Annotated in this window: 21 protein-coding genes, 1 tRNA gene and 1 pseudogene; 16 read left to right on the top strand and 7 right to left on the bottom strand. The window is 58.2% G+C overall.

From position 1 onward, the window contains the following. The coding region (locus tag ACIQ2T_RS04735; RefSeq protein WP_397589806.1) for a pyruvate kinase at window positions 1–389 on the bottom strand (389 nt) is incomplete at its 3' end. 80 nt (window positions 390–469) lie between these two features. On the opposite strand from ACIQ2T_RS04735, the gene ACIQ2T_RS04730 reads away from it, so the two are divergent. The 16 genes and pseudogenes from ACIQ2T_RS04730 (at window position 470) to ACIQ2T_RS04655 (ending at window position 18,030) form a co-directional block, all read left to right on the top strand. Continuing rightward, on the top strand, window positions 470–772 hold the full coding sequence (locus ACIQ2T_RS04730; protein ID WP_397589805.1) for a DUF1244 domain-containing protein: 303 nt from the start codon (window positions 470–472) through the stop codon (window positions 770–772). Between the two features lie 57 nt (window positions 773–829). Then, on the top strand, window positions 830–1,072 hold the full coding sequence (locus ACIQ2T_RS04725) for a DUF2312 domain-containing protein (RefSeq protein ID WP_295445355.1): 243 nt from the start codon (window positions 830–832) through the stop codon (window positions 1,070–1,072). Between the two features lie 174 nt (window positions 1,073–1,246). Continuing rightward, complete coding sequence (locus tag ACIQ2T_RS04720; RefSeq protein WP_306064618.1) at window positions 1,247–1,990, top strand: YebC/PmpR family DNA-binding transcriptional regulator; 744 nt, start codon at window positions 1,247–1,249, stop codon at window positions 1,988–1,990. 10 nt (window positions 1,991–2,000) lie between these two features. Beyond that, the gene (ruvC, locus tag ACIQ2T_RS04715; RefSeq protein ID WP_300035897.1) at window positions 2,001–2,471 is read left to right on the top strand and encodes a crossover junction endodeoxyribonuclease RuvC; all 471 of its coding nucleotides are present in this window, start codon (window positions 2,001–2,003) and stop codon (window positions 2,469–2,471) included. A 160-nt stretch (window positions 2,472–2,631) separates the two neighbouring features. Next, on the top strand, window positions 2,632–3,240 hold the full coding sequence (gene ruvA / locus ACIQ2T_RS04710; protein ID WP_397589804.1) for a Holliday junction branch migration protein RuvA: 609 nt from the start codon (window positions 2,632–2,634) through the stop codon (window positions 3,238–3,240). Further along, window positions 3,237–4,259, top strand: coding sequence for a Holliday junction branch migration DNA helicase RuvB (gene ruvB / locus ACIQ2T_RS04705; protein ID WP_397589803.1), 1,023 nt, complete (start codon window positions 3,237–3,239; stop codon window positions 4,257–4,259). Before ruvA ends, ruvB begins: the two co-directional genes overlap by 4 nt. 90 nt (window positions 4,260–4,349) lie before the next feature. Continuing rightward, window positions 4,350–4,802, top strand: a complete 453-nt coding sequence (locus tag ACIQ2T_RS04700; RefSeq protein WP_397589802.1) for a YbgC/FadM family acyl-CoA thioesterase — start codon at window positions 4,350–4,352, stop codon at window positions 4,800–4,802. A gap of 7 nt (window positions 4,803–4,809) precedes the next feature. Then, window positions 4,810–5,502: a protein TolQ gene (gene tolQ, locus ACIQ2T_RS04695; protein WP_315470048.1), complete on the top strand. Its 693-nt coding sequence runs from the start codon at window positions 4,810–4,812 to the stop codon at window positions 5,500–5,502. A gap of 2 nt (window positions 5,503–5,504) precedes the next feature. After that, window positions 5,505–5,966, top strand: coding sequence for a protein TolR (gene tolR, locus ACIQ2T_RS04690; protein WP_397589801.1), 462 nt, complete (start codon window positions 5,505–5,507; stop codon window positions 5,964–5,966). 4 nt (window positions 5,967–5,970) lie between these two features. Continuing rightward, entirely contained in the window at window positions 5,971–6,804 is an 834-nt protein-coding gene (locus ACIQ2T_RS04685; RefSeq protein ID WP_397589800.1) for a hypothetical protein, read from the top strand. A gap of 13 nt (window positions 6,805–6,817) precedes the next feature. Beyond that, on the top strand, window positions 6,818–8,182 hold the full coding sequence (gene tolB / locus ACIQ2T_RS04680; protein ID WP_397589799.1) for a Tol-Pal system beta propeller repeat protein TolB: 1,365 nt from the start codon (window positions 6,818–6,820) through the stop codon (window positions 8,180–8,182). 75 nt (window positions 8,183–8,257) lie between these two features. After that, entirely contained in the window at window positions 8,258–8,773 is a 516-nt protein-coding gene (gene pal / locus ACIQ2T_RS04675; RefSeq protein ID WP_397589808.1) for a peptidoglycan-associated lipoprotein Pal, read from the top strand. A gap of 331 nt (window positions 8,774–9,104) precedes the next feature. Then, window positions 9,105–12,326 (top strand): amidohydrolase family protein, encoded by a 3,222-nt coding sequence (locus tag ACIQ2T_RS04670; protein WP_397589798.1) that lies wholly within the window; start codon window positions 9,105–9,107, stop codon window positions 12,324–12,326. 168 nt (window positions 12,327–12,494) lie between these two features. Next, window positions 12,495–13,280, top strand: a complete 786-nt coding sequence (locus tag ACIQ2T_RS04665; protein ID WP_397589797.1) for an ImuA family protein — start codon at window positions 12,495–12,497, stop codon at window positions 13,278–13,280. Further along, window positions 13,183–14,718: a Y-family DNA polymerase gene (locus ACIQ2T_RS04660; protein WP_397589796.1), complete on the top strand. Its 1,536-nt coding sequence runs from the start codon at window positions 13,183–13,185 to the stop codon at window positions 14,716–14,718. The genes ACIQ2T_RS04665 and ACIQ2T_RS04660 overlap by 98 nt, the downstream gene beginning before the upstream one ends. Beyond that, a pseudogene (locus ACIQ2T_RS04655) lies at window positions 14,715–18,030 on the top strand (error-prone DNA polymerase). The gene ACIQ2T_RS04660 and the pseudogene ACIQ2T_RS04655 overlap by 4 nt, the downstream one beginning before the upstream one ends. Window positions 18,031–18,033: 3 nt before the next feature. On the opposite strand, the gene gloB reads toward ACIQ2T_RS04655, so the two are convergent. The 6 genes from gloB to ACIQ2T_RS04625 form a co-directional block, all read right to left on the bottom strand. Then, entirely contained in the window at window positions 18,034–18,756 is a 723-nt protein-coding gene (gene gloB / locus ACIQ2T_RS04650; RefSeq protein ID WP_397589795.1) for a hydroxyacylglutathione hydrolase, read from the bottom strand. A gap of 1 nt (window position 18,757) precedes the next feature. After that, window positions 18,758–19,198, bottom strand: a complete 441-nt coding sequence (locus ACIQ2T_RS04645; protein ID WP_397589794.1) for a VOC family protein — start codon at window positions 19,196–19,198, stop codon at window positions 18,758–18,760. 100 nt (window positions 19,199–19,298) lie between these two features. After that, the gene (locus tag ACIQ2T_RS04640; RefSeq protein ID WP_397589793.1) at window positions 19,299–20,084 is read right to left on the bottom strand and encodes a tetratricopeptide repeat protein; all 786 of its coding nucleotides are present in this window, start codon (window positions 20,082–20,084) and stop codon (window positions 19,299–19,301) included. 17 nt (window positions 20,085–20,101) lie between these two features. Beyond that, entirely contained in the window at window positions 20,102–20,848 is a 747-nt protein-coding gene (locus ACIQ2T_RS04635) for an alpha/beta fold hydrolase (RefSeq protein WP_397589807.1), read from the bottom strand. Continuing rightward, the gene (locus ACIQ2T_RS04630) at window positions 20,845–21,099 is read right to left on the bottom strand and encodes a DUF6356 family protein (RefSeq protein ID WP_315470058.1); all 255 of its coding nucleotides are present in this window, start codon (window positions 21,097–21,099) and stop codon (window positions 20,845–20,847) included. The genes ACIQ2T_RS04635 and ACIQ2T_RS04630 overlap by 4 nt, the downstream gene beginning before the upstream one ends. Before the next feature lie 111 nt (window positions 21,100–21,210). Beyond that, window positions 21,211–21,287: transfer RNA gene (locus ACIQ2T_RS04625), tRNA-Met, on the bottom strand. Window positions 21,288–21,427 lie beyond the last annotated feature (140 nt).

The raw sequence follows: 21,427 nt of genomic DNA, 5'->3' as shown, positions 1-21,427 counted from the left end.
AGCAACAGCCGTGCATTGACTTCCAACGCTGCGAAAATTTCGGGGTGCGGCAAATGCACACGCTGCGCATCCCCCGGCGTCGGGTCCGTATCCAGCCGGAAGCTGTCGCCCGTGTGCAGTTCAACCTTGCCCTCGGCAAAGCTTCCCACACGCAATTTTGGACCTTGCAGATCAACCAATATGGTTGTCGGCCGATTATACGCCTTTTCCAGCGCGCGGATATTGGCAATCAACTGCGCTTTATCCGCTTGCTCGCCATGGCTCATATTGACGCGGAAAGCATCTGCGCCTGCACGGAACAGCTTTTCGATCATTTCAGGCGTGTCACTCGCCGGGCCCAATGTCGCCAATATGCGGACCTTGCGCATGCGTGGCTTGTGATATTGCATGAAATTGGCTCCGCGATATGGATTTTGACGTTCGCCTTCCCCATAACGTGGCACATCAACAACGGAAAGGGCGCATCGCTATGCAACAGGACACGTACATTTCAGACGCCGCCGCCGCCGCGGCATTTCGCCGCCTCGTCGTACATCTGCAACACCGGCATGATGCGCAGAACATCGATTTGATGGGCCTAGCCGGCTTTTGCCGCAATTGCCTGGCCGACTGGGTGATGGAAGCAGACGGGCAGCTAACCAAGGATGAAGCGCGAACGCTTATCCACGGCATGCCCGCCGCAGAGTGGAAAGCGAAATATCAAAGCGAAGCAACGCCCGCGCAATTGCAACGGATGCAGGAAAGCGTGGCGAAAAACGCCCCTTCGCATTAAGGCGCTGTCATCTTGATTCGGGGCCTCTGCCCCAACCAACACCACAGGGAGAATATCATGGCCGAAGGCAATATCGCAGCCGATCAACTGCGTCTTTTCATTGAGCGCATCGAGCGTTTGGAAGAAGAGAAAAAGGGCATCGCCGACGACATCCGCGATGTGTATTCCGAAGCCAAGAGCCAAGGCTATGACGCGAAAATCATGCGCCAGATCGTGCGTTTACGCAAAATGACCCAAGACGATCGTCAGGAAATGGAAGCCATTTTGGATACTTACAAATCGGCTCTTGGTCTGGCGTAGCGCCGCAGCAGCGCCCCGTCGCCGTCTTGATCAGGGCGTGACGACGGATAAATGACGATGGCAACGTCGTCAGCGACTGCGGTGAAGTTGCGTTAAAGCACATGGCTTGCCCAATGGCGTGCGCCTGATGTAAGGGCGCGACATCCTATCCTTTAGCCAGAGAAGAGTAGAGCCATGGCAGGCCATAGCAAATTCAAGAATATCCAGCATCGTAAAGGTGCGCAGGACAAGAAACGTTCGGCGCAGTTTTCCAAACTTTCGCGCGAAATAACCGTGGCGGCGAAAATGGGCATGCCCGATCCCGACATGAACCCGCGCCTGCGCCTTGCCGTCAACGCAGCCAAGGCGCAATCTATGCCCAAGGATAATATCCAGCGTGCGATCGACAAGGCAGCGGGCGGCGACGCGGAAAGCTACGATGAAATGCGCTATGAAGGCTATGGCCCCGGCGGCGTTGCGATCATCGTTGAGGCATTGACCGACAACCGCAACCGCACCGCAACCAATGTGCGCACGGCATTTAGCAAAAATGGCGGCAATCTTGGCGCATCGGGCGCGGTGAGCCACGGGTTCGACCGGATGGGCCTAATCACCTATCCGATCAATGCAGGCGACGCCGACAGCGTGTTTGAAGCCGCGTTGGAAGCCGGCGCGGAAGATGTGGAATCCAGCGAAGACGAACACAGCATCTGGACCGCGATGGATAGCCTGCATGAAGTCGCCAAGGCGCTCGAGGCGACGCTTGGCGAGGCCGAAAGCGCGAAGCTCGCGTGGAAACCGCAAGTTCTGGTCGAGGTGGACGAAGCCAATGCCGCGACCCTGCTAAAAATGATTGATGCTCTGGAAGACGACGACGATGTTCAGACCGTCTGGGGCAATTTCGATGTATCCGACGAGGTGATGGCGAAGCTGGGATGATCATGTCGTCATGATTATTTTGGGTCTCGACCCCGGCCTTGGGACCACTGGCTGGGGTGTCATCCGCAAGGAAGGCAACCGCCTGTCGCATATCGACAATGGTGAAATTGAAACCGACGCCAAAATGCCATTGGCGAGCCGGCTGGTGCTGCTCGACGAGAAACTGCGGGCCGTACTTGACCATTTTCGTCCCGATTATGCCGCGGTCGAAGAAGTGTTCGTCAACAAAAATCCGCAATCGACGCTGAAGCTTGGGCAAGCGCGTGGCGTGGTGCTTTTGGGTGCAGCGCGCAACCACACGCCCGTGACCGAATATGCCGCGCGGTTGGTGAAAAAATCTGTTGTTGGAACTGGCAAGGCGGAAAAGGAGCAGGTGCAGGCCATGCTGCGTATCCTGTTGCCGGGGCTAAAACTTGCGGGGCCGGATGCGGCGGACGCGTTGGCGGTGGCAATCACCCATGCCCATCATATCAGGGGTTGATGGGTTCACGCGGAGGCGCAGAGAGCGCAGAGTATATGGCCCACGAAGTTACATTTTTTGATCTCTGCGTCCTCTGCGCCTCTGCTTGAAATGAAACTTCCTGTTCCCACGATGTTCTCTTTTGCTTGCCGATTTGGTAACGAACGGCTAACCCGCCAACATGATTGCAAAGCTTTATGGACGCATTGATGAAACGGGCGTTGACCATCTGGTAATCGACGTCAACGGCGTGGGCTATCTGGTGCAGGCGAGCGCGCGGACATTATCGTCATTGGGCAAGGCGGATGATTTTGCCACCGTCTTTACCGAAATGCAGGTATCGGAAAACGACATGCGCCTCATCGGCTTTGCCACACGCGAAGAGCGCGACTGGTTCCGTCTGTTGACGGGCGTGCAGGGCGTAGGCGGCAAGGTTGGGCTGGCTATCCTCTCCGCGATTGAACCTCAGGACTTGGCCCTCGCGATCGGCAGCGGTGACGCGGCGATGGTCGCGCGCGCCAATGGTGTTGGCCCAAAACTTGCCAGCCGCATCGTAAATGAATTGAAGGATAAGGTCGGCGCACTCGCCGGCATCGGCGGCGGCGCGAAGCTGATGACAACCGGCGCCGCGAACGGCAACCACGCACAAGATGCGATGTCTGCGCTCGCCAATCTCGGCTTCAAGCCCGGCGAAGCCGGAAGCGCCGTGGCACTGGCGGTAGAAGAGCTTGGCCCCGATGCGACGCTTGATGCGTTGGTGCGGCTGGCGTTGAAGAGGGCATCGCGATGAGCGACGACCGCCTCACCACGCCGGACAAACGGCCCGAGGATATCGACGCCGCCTTGCGGCCCAAAACGCTTGCCGAGTTCATCGGGCAAGCCGCGGCGCGGGACAATTTGCGGGTGTTTATTGAGGCGGCGAAGGGTCGTGGACAGCCATTGGACCATGTGTTGTTCTTTGGCCCGCCGGGGCTTGGCAAGACGACATTGGCGCAGATTGTGGCCAAGGAAATGGGCGTAGGTTTCCGCGCGACGTCCGGCCCAGTCATTGCAAAATCCGGCGACTTGGCGGCGTTGTTGACCAATTTGGAAGATGGCGACGTCCTGTTCATTGACGAGATCCACCGCTTAAGCCCCGTGGTCGAGGAAATATTGTATCCCGCAATGGAGGACCGTGCGCTGGATATCATGATCGGCGAAGGCCCCTCGGCGCGGTCGGTGCGTATCGATTTGCCTGCGTTTACGCTTGTCGGCGCAACTACGCGGCAAGGGTTGCTGACCACGCCATTGCGTGACCGCTTCGGCATTCCGGTGCGGCTCAATTTCTATACGCATGCAGAGCTTGAACTGGTTGTCACCCGCGCAGCGCGGTTGCTGGATCTGGGCATTGCCCCCGATGGCGCGAACGAGATTGCCAAGCGCGCGCGCGGCACCCCGCGTATTGCCGGACGATTGCTCCGCCGCGTGCGCGACTTTGCCAATGTTGCAGGTGAGCCCGTCGTCACCGCCAAAATTGCGGATGGCGCGCTCAACCGGCTTGAAGTGGACGCGCTTGGCCTTGATGCGATGGACCGGCGCTATTTGCACATGATCGCAGATATCTATCGCGGTGGCCCTGTTGGCGTTGAGGCGCTTGCCGCTGGCCTATCGGAACCGCGCGACACAATAGAGGATGTGGTTGAGCCTTATCTGCTGCAATTGGGCCTGATCGCGCGCACGGCGCGAGGCCGTTGCCTCAATGCGCCGGGCTGGAAGCATCTTGGCCTTAATCCACCAGCTGGGTCACAGGACAGATTATTCGACGCATAACGTTGTGCGGAGTCCTTCAGGCGACCAATTGAGCGCACGCAAACTAAAAACTCTTCCCGCCGGACTCGACAACGGTTAAGCATTTCATTGATGACCGTCCCTACTCCCTATCAAGGCCATTTTGACGGCGCGCAGCACCTGTTTGCTGTGCGGGTTTATTTTGAGGATACCGACTTTTCGGGGGTCGTCTACCATGCGCGTTATCTGCACTTCATGGAGCGCGCGCGTTCGGACATGCTCGCCTGCGTTGGCATTGACCAGCGCACGGTGCATGCGGCGGGCCAAGGCGCCTATGCGGTTACCGAAATGCATATCAAATATCGCCGCCCTGCGCATTTTGACGATGCCTTGGTGGTCATCAGCACCGTCGAAGCGGTGCGCGCGGCCAGTTGCGACATTCATCAAACCGTCATGCGCGGCGACGACATACTCACCGAGGCGCAGGTGACTGCGGCATTTGTTTCACCAGACGGCAAACCGCGCCGGCAACCTGCGCAATGGGTTGCGGCGTTCCAGCCCATTATAAACAGACACGCAGAATAGGATATTCATGGACCTGCTTACCGCGACCCAAGATGTGGGTTTTTCACCAATAAAACTGTTTCTGGATGCCGATTTGGTGGTCAAGTCGGTCATCATTGGCCTCGCGCTGGCCAGCGTCTGGGGATGGACAATCATCCTCAGCTTCACCGTAAAAATGTCCGGTATTAACAAGAAGAGCGACACGTTTGAGCGCGAATTTTGGGGCAGTTCCGACATCGCAGCGTTTGCCAAAACGCATAGCCAGAACGACCTGCCCGTGGCCAAGGTGTTTGCCGCAGGGATGGCCGAATGGCGGCTATCGACCAATGGCAAAAGCATTGACCGTTCCGGAACGCGCGAGCGGCTTGCTACCGCAATGGATGCGACCATTGCCGCAGAAACCGATCGTCTTGCCAATCGTTTGAACTTCCTTGCGACCACGGGATCGGTTGCGCCATTTGTCGGCCTGTTCGGAACCGTCTGGGGCATCATGCGCAGCTTTGCGGCGATTGCGGCGGAACAGAATTCAAGCCTTGCGGTTGTGGCACCGGGCATTGCCGAGGCGTTGTTTGCCACCGCAATCGGCCTGTTCGCCGCCATCCCCGCGGTCATCGCTTATAACCGCTTCTCACACCGGCTGAACCAATATGAAGCCCGCATGGGGCGCTTTGCCGATGGCTTCCACGGCACGTTGAGCCGCGAATTGGAGCTTGAGGTTTAAACATGGCGATGAACACATCATCAAACGGTGGTGGCGGACGCGGGCGCAGGCGGGGGAGCCGGCGCGCGCCGATGGCGGACATCAACGTCACGCCCTTTGTCGACGTCATGCTGGTCTTGCTCATCATCTTCATGGTCACCGCACCCTTGCTGGTGACAGGCGTGCCTGTCGAGCTTCCGGAAAGCCGCGCCAACGCGCTGGATCAAAAGGATGAACCCATTGAAATCGCAATCGACCGTGATGGCGTGACCTTTATCGACGGCACAGAAGTTGCGCCCGCAGAGCTTGCGGCACGGTTGGAAGAAATCGCCGCTGCGCAGACACCTGAAGCCCCGCGCCAGATCATGCTGCGCGGCGATACGGCAATCAGCTATGGTCAAATGATGCGCGTCATGGGCGAATTGAACCGCGCTGGATTGAACAGCGTGAGCCTAGTCACCACCGGTTCAGCAAACGACAGCTAACAAGATGGCAATGGATCGGGCGGAGAAACTGGGACTTGGCGTGGCGGTTGGCGGCCATGCCCTCTTGCTGGGCGCATTTGCGCTTGGCCTGCTGGCATCTGCAAAGACCGCGCCTAAGCAAGAGTCTATTTCCGTATCGTTGGTGGGCGAAATTGCCGATGTTTCCACCGCGCCCGATGCGATCCAAGAGGATTCTGCGCCGCCTGCCCCAGGTGACACTGCGCCGGCAGAGCCCCCGCCTGCCCCGACACCCATAATGCAAATCGCAAAGCCGGTGGAGAAGCCGCAGGCCAAGCCTGTTTCGAAGCCTGTGAAGCCCGCAACTGCGCCGCCCATTGCAAAGGTCGCGGTGAAGAAAGAGCCTGTGAAACAGCCCCCCGCCAAGGCGGCGGCAGTCAGTGGCAAGGGCACAACGCCTGCAAAGCCCGGCGGGCTAAGCCGAAGCTTTCTCGACAGCATCGACAATATTGGCAAGGCCCCCGGCGCGGGCAAGGCCGTTGGAACCCCTGCTGCCAAAACTGCTGCCGAAGTGCGCCGTTCGGTCGGTATCAGCATCGCTGGCCAAATCCGCAGCCGCGTGCGCGCTTGTGCGCCATCGGGCATCGACATCAACAAGATCGAAACCTTTGTGACATTGAACCTCGAACCGACCGGCAAACTGAACTCGGTCCGCTTTGACAAGCAGATGGGCCTCAACGACAGCAACCAGCCGCAAGCAGGACCTTTGAAAGATTGCATCTTGCAAGCGGTGCGTGCAGCATCGCCTTATAGCGGGCTTGACCCAGAATATTATGACGTTTGGAAAACCCACGCGCTGCGTTTGCGCGCTACGGGATAAAGGAATGAGATATATGTCACTCTTCGCACGCAACCGGAAACTGGCGTCTTTCCTGCTTTTCATCTTGGGCACGCAAGCCACCATCGCGCAAACGCCGCCACCTGCTGCGCCTGCATCAGATGAACCCGAATTGGTCGAATTCGACACCTCCAAAACCCGCTCTATCGCGGTACCCGCTTTGGTCGCGCCCGCGCCCGCCGACACGGCGGCGGGCAACAGCGTGGCGCTTGGCCGCCAGATAGCTGAGGTAATCTCGTCTGACTTGCGCGCATCGGGCGTCTTTGAAACGCAGGGGCCAAACGGATTGCGGGCCATCACCTTGCCTGAGGTCACAACACCACAATTTGACTATTGGAAATCGCGCCCGGTTGAACAATTGGTGCAGGGCTTTGTCCGTGTTGGCGGCGATGGCAACCTGACCGTTGGCTGTTATTTATATGATGTCGGCTTTGGCAATGAAACCACGCGCCTTGGCTTTAACGTGCCGCCGCGCGAATGGCGCAGAGCTGCGCATAAATGCGCCGATGCGATCTATTCGCGGCTGACGGGTGAGCTTCCCTTTTTCGATAGCCGTATCGCCTATATCGCCGAAAGTGGGCCAAAGAATAAACGGATAAAGCGGCTCGCGATCATGGATTCGGATGGCGCAAACCACCGCTTCATCACCAATGGCCAGTCGACGGCGCTCACGCCGCGCTTCTCGCCCAATTACAAATCGATCTTATATCTGTCCTATGTCGACGGAAATCCACGTATTTACGTCTATGACATTGATGCCGGACGTCAGCGTCTGATTACCCAGTCCACAAGCCCGACTTTCGCACCGCGTTGGTCGCCCGATGGCCAGACAATATTATATTCAATGGCCGTGTCGGGAAATACCGACGTCTATAAAATTGCAGCCAGCGGCAGTGGCACGCCTGTAAAGCTGACCAGCTCGCCCGGCATTGATGTCGGCGGCAGCTTTTCCCCCGATGGCCGCCAGATCGTGTTTGAAAGCGACCGTTCGGGCAGCCAGCAAGTCTATGTGATGAACGCCGACGGCAGCAATCAACGCCGCATCAGCTTTGGTTCCGGCCGCTATGCGACGCCGGAATGGAGCCCGCGCGCTGACTTGATTGCCTTCACCCGCATCGCGGGCGACTTTCGCGTTGGCACGATGCGTCCAGATGGCTCAGGCGAACGCTTGCTCACCGATAGCTGGCAGGACGAGGCACCGACATGGGCGCCAAATGGCCGCGTCATTCAGTTCTTCCGCACGGCAAAGGGAAGTGGTAAAACAAGCATCTGGCAAGTGGACCTTACGGGTTCCAAGGAACGTCAATTGCCCACGCCAGTCGATGGTTCAGACCCAGCATGGGGACCCGTATTGCCTTAAGGACGTTTCACTCTTATGTTTATCCCGAAACGCATTCGGGCGAAGTCGAAGGAAAATATCATGAAGACAAATACGATCAAAATGGCAGCCATATTGCTGGTATCGACCGCGCTTGTCGCAGGCTGCGGCAAGAAAAAGGTCGAGGCTCTGCCCCCAGCTGCAGAAGGCACTGATTATGGCCAGAACGCGACTGATCCCAATGCCGGTACCGGTCAGATCGTACCGGGCAGTCAGGAAGATTTCCTGCAACAGGTTGGCGCATTCGGCGACCGCATCCTGTTTGAAACCGACCGTTTCAATGTTGATGCCGAAGACCAGGCCGTGTTGCAGCGTCAGGCGCAATGGTTGGCCCAATATCCCAATACACGCGCCATCGTCGAAGGTCATGCGGACGAACGCGGCACGCGCGATTACAACCTCGCGCTGGGTGAGCGCCGTGCCAACTCGGCCAAAAACTATCTGACCTCCATCGGTGTCGACGCGAGCCGTATCCAGACCGTCAGCTATGGCAAGGAACGGCCATCTGCATTGGGTTCAGACGAACAGTCTTGGGCCCAGAACCGCCGTGCGGTGACAGTAACCGTTCGATAAACCTCGGCTTCAGGCCAGTTGCCTTGCTCCGGCCCATCCGGATGAGACACTGGCTTGGAACGTAGGTTTTGATTTGAGAAAGTGCGCATGAGGGCATATCTGGCCCTTAGGCGCACTTTTTTTGCGTCATATCATTGGCGGGCGCGCACGCAATTGCGTGCGACTTTCTGGCTATACCCAACAGCTTCCTGCGTCTTATTTGCCATGTCAGCTTTCTGATTGTCGTTTGCCGAACGCTGGGTTCGGGTTATCGAACCGGCGATACATGCTTGCGGTCGCCCGCTAGGCATATCAGCCTGAAAGCATAAGAAAATGGCAGGGGAGCCTATCCATGAAATATTATCTTAAATCGGTTCTGTTGATGAGCGCCGCGATCATGCCGGCTACAGTTTTTGCACAAGCCGCAGCTGATGATAAAGCACCCAAATGGGATGTCGCCGCGCCTCCGGGCCTGACGGTGCGCCAGATCAACATCGACACCGATGGGGGTTCGTGGATGAACCTTGACGTCAGCCCAGATGGCCGCACGATCGCATTCGACCTGCTTGGTGATATCTACGTTATTCCAGTAACTGGCGGCACGCCTACGCGCATATCCGAAGGTCTGCCCTTTGAAACACAGCCGCGCTTTTCGCCCGATGGTACGCGGATTGCCTTTACATCAGACCGTGGTGGCGGCGACAATATCTGGATCATGAACCGCGACGGTTCCGACAAACGGCAAATGAGCAAAGAGGATTTCCGCTTGCTCAATCAACCAAGCTGGAGCCCGGATGGCCGCTTCATCGCCGCCAAGAAGCATTTTACCACGGGGCGCTCGCTGGGAACCGGCGAAGTGTGGCTCTATCATGTCTCCGGCGGCGCTGGCGTCTTGTTGGTCAAACGCCCCAATGAGCAGCATCAAAAGGAATTGGGCGAGCCCATATTTGCGCCTGATGGCAGGCATATCTACTTCACGCGCAACATCACGCCCGGCCCCATTTTCCAATATGCGCAGGATTCCAACGGTCAGCTTTTCAACATTGAAAGCTACGAAATCGATACCGGCAAGGTGGAAACTGCGGTTGCGGGTGTTGGCGGGTCGGTGCGCCCAACCCCTTCGCCTGACGGAAAGAAGATCGCTTTCGTCCGTCGCGAACGGACCAAGTCAAAGCTCTATGTGAAGGACCTGTCCACTGGTGAAGAGCGCAAAATCTATGACGCGCTTGATCAGGACGTGCAAGAAACCTGGGCCGTTACCGGCGTCTACCCGAATATGGATTGGTCGCCAGACAGCAAGACGATTTATTTCTGGGCGGGCGGCAAGATTCGCAAAGTTGATTGGTCCAGTGGTGTATCGAGCGTCATTCCCTTCCGCATTTCAGATACCCGCGGCGTGATTGACCCGCCGCGTCCACCGATTGAAGTCGCGCCAGCCGCGTTTCAAACGCACATGCCGCGCGGCGTAGTCACGTCGCCCGATGGCCGGACGATAATGTTCGAAACCATGGGTAAATTGTGGCTCAAGCCCGCAAGCGGCGGCACAGCGCGCCGCCTGACGTCGGCAACGACCGAGATGGAGGCTTATCCCACATGGTCGCGGGACGGTAAGACAATTGCGTATGTGCATTGGACAGATAAAGGCCTTGGCCACATCCACACCATCAGCGCAAGCGGCGGCACGCCCAAAAAGGCAACGGCGCAGCCCGGCCATTATGCCCGCCCGCGTTTCTCGCCCGATGGCAAAACAATCGTCTTTGAAAAGCAGGAAGGCGGCGGCCTGACCTCGCCCTTGCGCTCGGACCAAGCCGGCATTTACCGTATGCCCGCCATGGGCGGCGCAGCGACGCGCATCACCTCGGCGGGAACCACACCGCATTTCGGTGCGTCCAACGACCGGATGTTCTACACAGAATCGGGCGCGAACAAGCGTATGCTCGTCAGCGTGGATATGAACGGCGAAGCCAAGCGAAGCCATGCCAGCGGCGAGCTAACCACGATTTACGAAGTCTCGCCCGACGGCAACAACTTTGCCTTCCGCCAGAATTACGAAGCCTTTGTGATGCCGTTGATGCCCGGCACCCAGGAAGTGACTGCGTCGTCATCGGGCAGCGCGCTTCCCGTGGTTAAGGTCAGCAACGGCGGCGCGGATTATATGCATTGGAGCCGCAATGGCGACGCCTTGCATTGGGCCATTGGTCCAACGCTGTACTCGGCGCAGACCAAAGCTTTTTACCCCAATGGCCCATTGGCCAAGGATGCAAAGCCCGTCAAATTTACGCCGCCGAAGGAAGGCATTTCGCTTTCGATGCCCGTTACCTCCGACCGCCCAACGGGCGTCGTTGCCTTTACAGGCGCGCGCGTTGTGACCATGGCTGCCAAGGACGGCGGGATCATCGACAATGCCGTAATCTTGGTCGAAAATGACCGGATCAAAGCGGTTGGCAAAATGGGTGACTTCCTTATTCCTGCCGGCGCAAAGACCGTTGATGTTACGGGCAAGACCATCATCCCCGGCCTCGTCGACGCCCATGCCCACGGCCCGCATGGCGTGGACGAAATGACCCCGCAGCAAAACTGGGTAAATATGCTCAACCTTGCCATGGGCATTACCACACGCCATGACCCGTCGAGCAGTGCCGCAACGGTGTTTCCAGCGTTGGAAATGCAGCGGGCTGGCCTCATCATTGGGCCGCGGTCATTCTCGACAGGCGAGATCGTCTATGGGGCCAAGTCAGCCGATGTATATGCGGAGATTAACGGCCTTGATGACGCGTTGGCGCATGTCCGCCGGTTGAAGGCACAAGGCGCGCACAGCGTCAAAAACTATAACCAGCCGCGCCGTGAACAGCGGCAGCAAGTCGTTGCCGCTGCGCTTCAGGAAAATATGCGTTCGGTGGCCGAAGGCGGTTCACTGTTCGGTATGGACATGAACTTGATTGCCGATGGCAACACCACCGTTGAGCACAATATCCCGCTCGACATTTTTTACGATGATGTATTGCAGTTCTTCTCCAAGTCGAAGGTGGGTTATACGCCAACCCTCGTGGTGACCTATGGCGGTCCTGCGGGCGACCCCTATTGGCGGTCGCATACCGACGTGTTCCGTCATCCGTTGATGGCCAAACATTATCCGCCGACCGAGCTTGCCGCCAATAATGCCCGCCGCGAAATTGCGCCGGAAGAGGATTATGTTGACGACAACAGCGCGCGTGAGGCACATAAGCTTGCCAAGCTTGGCGTGCCGGTATCCATTGGCGCACATGGCCAAGAAGCCGGCATTGCCGCGCATTGGGAACTTTGGTCCTTCGTCCGTGGTGGTATGACGCCGATAGAGGCGCTGGCCGCTGGCACTATCGAGTCCGCCCGCTCGCTGGGTTATGACAAGGATGTGGGCTCTATCGCCGCGGGCAAGTTGGCCGATCTCGTGATCCTCGATGCTGACCCAAGCGCCAATATCCGCAATTCGGACAAGGTCGCAAAGGTCATGATCGGTGGCCGTCTATATGACGCCGCGACATTGAATGAAGATGTCACCGGAACGCGCAAGCGCATGCCTTATTATTGGGAATAAGGTTCGCCCGACACACATGGTTTTCTGGCCCGGGCGCATAATCCCGGGCTGGAAAATGGTGCAAACATCGGGGCGGCGCATGCAGGTCGCCAAGTGATACGCCACCCAATCATTTCAGGAGAAAAAAGCTGACTCCACATTGCTGCAAAATGCAGTATGGAACAAAACATGAACATAAAAGCGATTCTACCAAAAGCGGCTTTTCCTTCTGTGCCCAATGCATGGAAACAATATCAGCCGAATGCGTCGCAACCCTTATTGCCCATAGGCGCGGCTGAGGTCGACGAACGCTTGCGCGGTGGAATAGTACAAGCCGGGCTGCACGAATTTTTTGGTGGGGCAAAGGCCGACTCACATGCCGCGGCGGCCTTTGCGTTGTTGCTGGCATGGCGATTGCCCGAAAGCGATGCGGGCATATTTTGGGTAACAGGCGATAAAGAACGCCAGACGTCTGGACGGCTATATCCGCTGGGGCTGTCGGCGATGGGCGGCAATCCATCGCAGCTATGGCTGGTCCAGACTGGGGATTTGCGCGATGCCCTGCGCGCTGCGGCCGATGCCATTCGGTCAAAGGCGGCGCGCGCCGTCATTCTCGAAACACATGGCAATGCACGCATGGTTGACCTGACATCAACCCGGCGTCTGGCGCTGGCGGCGGCGGAAAGCGGCGTGTTGGCATTGCTGGTACGCGGCGATGCTGTGCCGATGCCAAGTGCGGCCAGCACGCGGTGGCGGATATGTTCTGCACCATCGGTGCCGTTACCGGGCAATGCGCCTGGCCTTCCAACCTTTGACATCAACCTTCTGCGCCATCGCGGTGGCACAGCATCTTTTGCGGCACGAGTGACCTGGGATCATGCAACACGAAGCTTTTTTGACACGCCGCTATCTGGCGGTCTTTCTGCCGCTGTTACCGACACAGAGGCTGATCCGCAGCAAAGATTCCGCGCCTGATACGCCTTTCGCGATGGTCGAAAAGCAGCGCGGCGCCATGCGGCTGGCGGCATGCGATCCAGCGGCGCTTGCGCTTGGTTTAAGCGGGGGCATGGCACTGGCCGATGCGCGTGCCCGCGTGCCTGAACTGGCGGTATTTGATCATGATCCAGTGGCGGACCTTGATTTGCTGGGCTGGCTAGCGGACGGATGCGAGCGTTATAGCCCGGCCTGCATGATTGACCCACCGCAAGGGCTGTTGATTGATATCACCGGCTGCACATACCACTTTGGCGATGATGAGGTCCGGCTGGCCAAGGACCTAAAGCAACGGTTACGTCGCCACGGCCTCACGGGACAGATTGCCTTCGGCGCCACACCCGACAGCGCGCGGGCCAAGGCACGTTATGCCAAACAGGCCATACACGCCTTGCCCGTCGAGGCATTGGATGCCGGAGACAAGGTGCATCAGGCATTGCGCCGCGCTGGCCTCAAAACATTGCAGGACCTTGCCTGCCGTCCACGCAAAGCTTTTGCCGCACGCTTTGGCAAGGCGACTGTCGTCAAACTGGCGCGGCTATTGGAGGAAGAGGATGCCCGCATCACGCCGCGCCGTCATGTGCCCGTCGTCAGCGTCACGCAAAACTTCGCCGAACCCATATCGCGTACCAATGATGTCCTCGACACCATCACAACGCTGACGGGCAAAGCCGCCGCGCAACTGAATGACCGCAGCCAAGGTGGCCGCCGGTTTGAGGTCAGCCTGTTTCGAAGCGATGGCCATATCGCCCGACTGGCCGTCGATACCGGCGCACCGACGCGCGACTCCGCCTTGTTGATGCGGCTGATCCGCGAACGCATTGATGCCCTGTCCGACCCACTTGACCCCGGATTTGGCTATGACCTTATCCAATTGACGGTGCCTACTGCGGATATTTTACTGCCTTCACAGGCGGGGTTGGACACGAAAGTCGACAGGTCCGCACAAACCGAGGCGTTGATTGACCGGTTGAGCGTAAGGCTGGGCCGTGACCGCGTGCGCTATTTTGAAGAGCGCAACAGCCACATCCCCGAACGCGCCGTGGTTGAATGCGCCGCGCAATCCGGCCAGCCGCAAAAGGATTGGCCAAAGCCCGCCGAAGCGGAACCGCCCATGCGGCCCTTCCGCCTGTTTGAAACACCGCAACGTATTGAGGCGCTGGCCTCTATCCCCGATGGCCCGCCGCGCCAATTCCGCTGGCGCAAAAGCCTGCATCATATTGTCGCTTATGAAGGCCCCGAACGCATTGCCGCCGAATGGTGGCGGCGCAAGGCGGGGCATGAACCGAGCAAAGGCGGCCCAACGCGCGATTATTACCGCGTGGAGGACAGTGAGGGACGGCGCTTCTGGCTATTCCGCCATGGCCTATATTCCGAAACCGACACCCCGATCTGGTATCTGCACGGGCTGTTCGCATGACGCAGTGCCCTGCTTATGCGGAACTGGTTGCGGCGACCAATTACTCTTTCTTGCGCGGGGCATCACATCCAGCGGACATGGTGCTTCAGGCCGCCGCACTTGGCCTGAGCGCCATTGGCATTGCCGACCGCAATAGCGTGGCCGGTGTGGTGCGCGCATGGGTCGCGGTCAAAAAGGCAAAGGCCGAAAATGCGCTTCCGGAGGGCTTCCGGTTGGTCACGGGCAGCCGCTTGGTCTTTGCCGATGGTACGCCCGATATTGTGGCTTATCCCAAAAACCGCAAAGGATGGGGGCGGCTGACGCGGTTGCTGACGGTCGGGAATATGCGTTCCAACAAGGGTGGGTGCATATTGCGCTTCGATGATTTGGCCGGATATTTGGAGGATTTGCTCCTGATCATATTGCCGCAGTCGACCGCAGAAGAGACCAACCCGCATAAAAAACCCGTCGCATATAACCATGCCGATGGCGGCGAGAAATTGCGCTTGGTGGAAGCCACGCCCACATGTTTGGACGACATATTGCGCAGGCTCAAAAAGCTTGCGCCAGACAGGGTCTGGCTTGGCATCTGTATGCATGGACGCGGCAAGGACCGGCGCAGGCTTGAGGAGCAGCGCGCGCGCCAAGCAATGCGATGTGCCTATCCTTGCGGTCAACGACGCGCTCTATGCCGATGTAGCGGCGCGGCCACTGCATGATGTCCTGACCGCGATCCGCTTGGGCGTTTCGGTGGATCAGGCCGGAACCCGGTTGGAGGCCAATGCCGAACGCTACCTGAAATCCTCGGCTGAAATGACACAGCTATTTGCGCGCGCGCCGGAGGCGATTACCGAGACCGCGCGCTTCCTGAACCAGATCGCATTTGACCTGAGCCAGTTGAAATATGAATATCCCAATGAGCCGGTACCCAGCGGTTGGGCGCCGCAGGATTGGCTTGAACATCTTGTGCGTACAGAAGCCGAACGGCGGCACCCCGATGGCCTTCCCCCCAAATGGGTCCGCGCGCTGGACGAAGAATTCACTTTGGTGCGCCAGAAAAATTATGCCTGCTATTTCCTGACGGTGCATGACATTGTCCAGTTCGCCCGATCGCAAGACCCACCGATCTTATGTCAGGGCCGTGGCTCCGCCGCCAATTCGGTGATTTGCTACTTATTGGGCATCACATCGGTTGACCCTGTGGCCAACAATTTATTGTTCTCGCGCTTTCTATCCGAAGAGCGCGATGAGCCACCCGATATTGACGTCGATTTCGAACATGAGCGGCGCGAAGAGGTGATGCAATATGTCTATCGCCGGTTTAAGCGGCACCGCGCGGGCATTGCCGCCACGGTCATCCACTATCGCCCGCGCAGCACCGTGCGTGAGGTTGGTAAAGCCATTGGCCTAACCGAAGATGTCACCGCGCGTCTGGCGGGCACCGTCTGGGGCAGCTTTGGCAGGGACTTGCCCGAGGCGCGGTTGATTGAGGCGGGGTTTGACCCAGACAACCCGCACATCGCCAGGCTGCATGCCTTTGTCGGCCAGCTGCTCGATTTTCCACGCCATTTGTCGCAGCATGTCGGCGGTTATGTCCTCACCGAAAACCGGCTTGATGAAACCGTGCCGATCCACAATGGCGCCATGGCGGACCGGACCTTTATCGAATGGGACAAGGACGATATCGACGCGCTGAACCTGTTGAAGGTCGATATATTGGCATTGGGTATGCTGACCTGCATCCGCAAAAGCTTCGAAATGCTGCGGCAGACAGGCGGCGGAGATTATAGCTTGGACAGCGTTCCGACCGAAGACCCAGCGGTTTACGCGATGCTGCAAAAGGGCGACAGCATCGGCACCTTTCAGGTCGAAAGCCGCGCGCAAATTAACATGCTGCCGCGTCTTAAGCCCAAGACATTTTACGACCTTGTCATCCAGATCGCGATTGTGCGCCCCGGCCCGATTGAGGGCGACATGGTCCACCCCTATTTGCGGCGGCGTAATAAGGAGGAGAAGGTCGAATATCCCTCGCCCGCACCGCCGCATGACCCCAATGAACTGCACGATATCTTGTACCGCACATGTGGCGTCCCCTTGTTTCAGGAACAGGCGATGAAGCTGGCGATGGTCGCCGCCGCATTTACACCGGACGAGGCCAATGGCTTGCGCCGCGCGATGGCAACCTTCCGCAATTCAGGCACTATGCCCGAATATAAGGACAAGATGATCAACGGCATGGTGCAGCGCGGATATCAGCAGGATTTTGCCGAACGTTGTTACAAACAGATTGAGGGCTTTGGCAGCTATGGCTTTCCCGAAAGCCATGCGCAGGCCTTTGCCCATCTGGTCTACATATCATCATGGCTGAAATGCCATCATCCAGCGATTTTTACGGCGGCATTGTTGAATTCGCAGCCCATGGGTTTTTATGCGCCAGCCCAGCTTGTGCAGGATGCGCGCAATCATCAGGTTGATGTCCGCGCGATTGATGTGAATTTCAGCGCTTGGGATAATGAAATCGAGGCGGGTGCCTTGCGGCTTGGCCTCCGGCAAATCGGTGGGTTTCACAAGGATTGGGCAGTGGCGATTGCGGCCGCACGACCCTTTACTTCGCTGGAGGAGCTGGCGCGCAAAGCCAAATTGCCAGCGCGCGCCTTGCATTTGCTGGCGGATGCCGATGCCTTGCGCTCGCTTAATCTTGACCGGCGTGCGGGCGGGTGGGAAGCGCGGCGCACGCCATCGGATGAGCTGCCCTTGTTCGCAGCCGCCGATGCGCGCGAATTGGCACAGGAACCAGAAATAGCCCTGCCGGTGATGCCCGTCAGCGAACATGTTGCGGCGGATTACCAAATGACGCGGATGTCGTTGAAGGGACACCCGATGGAGTTTCTGCGCGACATGTTTGCGGCCGAGGGCATATTGACCTGCGCGCAGACCGATGCGGCGAAACATGGTGCGCGGGTTAAAACCGCTGGCGTTGTACTGACGCGGCAACGGCCGGGGAAGGGCAATGCCATTTTCATCACGATTGAGGATGAAACCGGCGTCACCAATGCGTTGTTATGGTCGCGGCTGTTCGAACGGCAACGCCGCGCCGTTATGGCATCGCGGTTAATGGTGATCGAAGGTGAGGTGCAGCGCAGCAAGGAAGGCGTGGTGCACCTCATGGCGACACATATCACGGACCGCTTGCATGAGCTTGAACGCCTGTCGCATGATCATGATGCCAATGTGCCACTCAGCCGGTCGGACGAATTTGTCCAGCCTGTCTATCCCCGCCATGGCCATCCGCGAGACGTCCGCATCATGCCCAAGTCACGCGACTTTCATTAGTGCTTAAGCGGCATCCTTTGCCGCCCGGCGTGCCGCCAATTCCTCGACCGAGGTAGCGCGCATGAACGGGTTGGTAGCCCGCTCTAAAGCAATTGTGGTCGGGACCGTCGCTTCTCCGCGTTCGCGTGCGGCGACCACGTCAGCAAGGCGACGCGTAAGATTGGCATTGTCCGGCTCCACCGTCACCGCGAAACGCGCATTGCTGAGCGTATATTCATGCGCACAATAGATGGCGGTATCATCGCCCAATGCCTCAAGCGTGCGCATATTGTCATACATCTGCGCGGCAGTGCCTTCAAACAAGCGACCACAGCCCATCGCAAATAATGTGTCACCGACAAAGGCAGCCTGCTCGGTTGCGAAATGATATGCGATATGTCCTGCGGTATGCGCGGGCACGTCGATGACGGTTGCCCGCACGTCGCCCAGTTGCACCACATCCCCGCCGCGCACGTGCACATCCAGCGTCGGTATCCGCTCGGCTTCTGCCGCAGGCCCCGTGATGATGCATCCCGTCGCGGCCTTAATCTCCGCATTGCCACCAACATGATCAGGGTGCCAGTGCGTGTTCCAAATCTGCGTTATTGTCCACCCGCGCATCTCGGCCGCAGCCAGAACGGGCGCGGCAACGGCCGGATCGACCACCAAGGTTTCCCCGCTTTGCGCTTCATGGACCAACCAGACATAATTGTCAGACAGCACCGGAACCCGCACGATCTCAAGCATATTACCAGGCCCCGATATTGGGCATGCTGGCCCAAGGCTCGGCAGGCGCGAGATTGCCGTCTTGCAGCAGCTCGATCGAAATGCCGTCGGGCGTACGGACAAACGCCATATGACCGTCGCGTGGGGGCCGGTTGATAGTAACGCCTGCATCCATCAACCGCTGGCACGTCGCGTAAATGTCATCCACGCGATAGGCCAAATGGCCGAAATTCCGTCCACCGTCATATATCTCAGGCGCGCTGCCGTCGGCAGGCGGCCAGTTATGGGTCAATTCCACCTCGGCAACGTTCGTTTGCCCCGGCGCCGCAAGGAAGATCAGCGTAAAGCGCCCCGCCTCACTGTCAAAGCGCCGGACTTCCTCCAGCCCGATCAGCTTGAAAAAAGCGACCGTGGCAACCGGGTCGGCGATACGGATCATAGTGTGGAGATAGCTGGTGGGCATTTTCATTCCATTCACAAAAGCGCGGTGTTCCAGACATAGCCATGAACCTTGACCGCTGACCGTGCAAGAGGTGCCTGCCTTCCCAAACGCCCAGCACAGCTTATCTGGATTGCGGCTCAGTCTCTGGGGTGGCCGTTGCCGCCGCTAACGCCGCGAGCTGCGCCTTTGCGGATACGGCCTGCCGGCTATCTGACGCGATCGCAATCGTCTGCTCCCATTGCTCGCGTGCAGTTGCGTCGTCGCCTGCGACAATGGCTATATTGCCTGCTTCCAGTGCAACTGCGGGATCGCGCGGTCGTAACGCGGCGGAGGTTTGAATATATGTCAGCGCATCGGGCAGCTTGTTTAATCGCCGGGCCAAGGTCGCCGATAGCAACCACGCAGTTCCATTTTCGGGCGCCAACTGCCGTGCGGTCGCCAAGGCGGCTTCGCCCTCGGCGCTTTTGCCCAATGCTACCAACGCGCGGGCACGGTCGACCTCGCTATCGGCACGTTCCGCATTGTTCAGGCTTTTGGATGCAAGCGCCTTTGCCAGAGCGTCCACTGCTACGTCTGGCTGGCCCGCAGCAATCGCGGCGTTACCCGCCTGCGCCCAAAAACGCGCGGCACGTGGATCGCCCTTTTCCTGCGCCATGGTTGCCGCCTCGGTCAATATCGGCATGGCGAGATCAAATTTGAAATCGGTTGCGAGCGCAAAACCATGGCAAGCCCGCGCCAGATAGCCACCCTTTTTCTGCGCCCAGAGGCTTGCATCAGAAACCGCAGATACGGGGTCTTTGCTTGCAAGCTTCAAGCATTCTTGAAACTGGACCTCATCCAATGTCGGCAAAGGCTGCGCGACGGCGGGCGCCGCGCAGAGCAGCAATATCGGTAGAAGTTTTGACATAAAAGCTCCGAAAAATTTCAGCAGGTCAGCTTTGCTATCGTGTCGATCAGCAGCGCAATATCCTGATCGCGAGAAAGCCGGTGATCGCCGTCTTTTAACAATATCGTCTGCACATCGGATGAACGAAGTAACTGTGCCAGCTTTACGGACGTTTCCCACGGCACGTCGGGGTCGCATTGTCCGTGGATCAACCGCACGGGGCAGTCGATTTCGACCATGCAGGTCAGCCGCAAGTTGCGTTGTCCCGATTGCCAAAAAGTTTGCGTGATTACCATGGCTTCATAGCCGTAATCGCTTGGCCGTTCGATGCGGCCATTGGCGGCGATGGTCGCGCGGTCGGCTGCGTCGAAATCCCAGTCGGTAAAATCGGGAGCCGCAGCGATGCCAACCATCGCCCTGACTTGCTTGCCAAGTGCTTCGGCCACTAACAGCATCAACCACCCGCCCATCGACGAGCCAATCAATATCAGCGGGCCAATGTCCGCTTGCGCAATCACCGTCAGTACATCGTCACGCCAGCTATCCAGCGTGCCGTCCTCAAACGCACCGTCGCTTTCGCCGCAGCCCGCATAGTCCAACCGCAGTATGCCCACGCCTTGGTCTGCCGCCCAAGCAGCCAGTGCCTGCGCCTTGCCGCCTTGCATATCGGATTTGTACCCCGGCAGGAAAACCAATGTAGGCCCGCGCCCGCGCACGTGTCGAAAGGCCAGGCGAACGCCGTCAGCGCGCGTAGCGAATTGAACCGGAGATTCAGACAGCGTCAGATGACCCAATCAACGGTTAGCATTTGGGTCACGTCCTGCCCCTTAAGGCGGCGTTGTTCGACCATGATGGTGTTGAGCCGTTTCACTGTATCGCTGCCCGAGGTTATGCACAGACCGGGGATGACTGCATGGACAAGCGCCTTCAGCCCACCCCAAATCATCGTGAAGCCAAAGCGGCTTGCGACGCCGAAATGTTCAACATAGTTTTCATCGACGCTTTTGGGATGGTCGACAAAAAGGCGGTTGAACATAATGGTTTCCCTAACAAAAGCTGGTGATGCCTGAGGTGTAACGCGAAGCGGTGTAAAAATCAAAGCCGATAAATGCCAACAAGAAAGGCCCCGCGAGGGGGCCTTGTTTGTTGGTTGCGGGAGTAGGATTTGAACCTACGACCTTCAGGTTATGAGCCTGACGAGCTACCGGGCTGCTCCATCCCGCGCCACCAAAATGTTCCGTATTTCAACAGAACAAAAACGAAAAAAGGCGGACATCCGTCGAATGAACGACAGCGGTCCGCCTTTTGAATTATGAATGGGTTCTTCCAATGCACTTTATTAGCAAGCGCCGGCTGCAATGCCT

The organism is Sphingorhabdus sp. (assembly GCF_044357595.1).
In the GTDB taxonomy this organism is placed as follows: domain Bacteria; phylum Pseudomonadota; class Alphaproteobacteria; order Sphingomonadales; family Sphingomonadaceae; genus Sphingorhabdus_B.
Note: the sequence above shows the minus strand (reverse complement) of the source record. Positions and strands in the feature narration are given on the sequence as shown.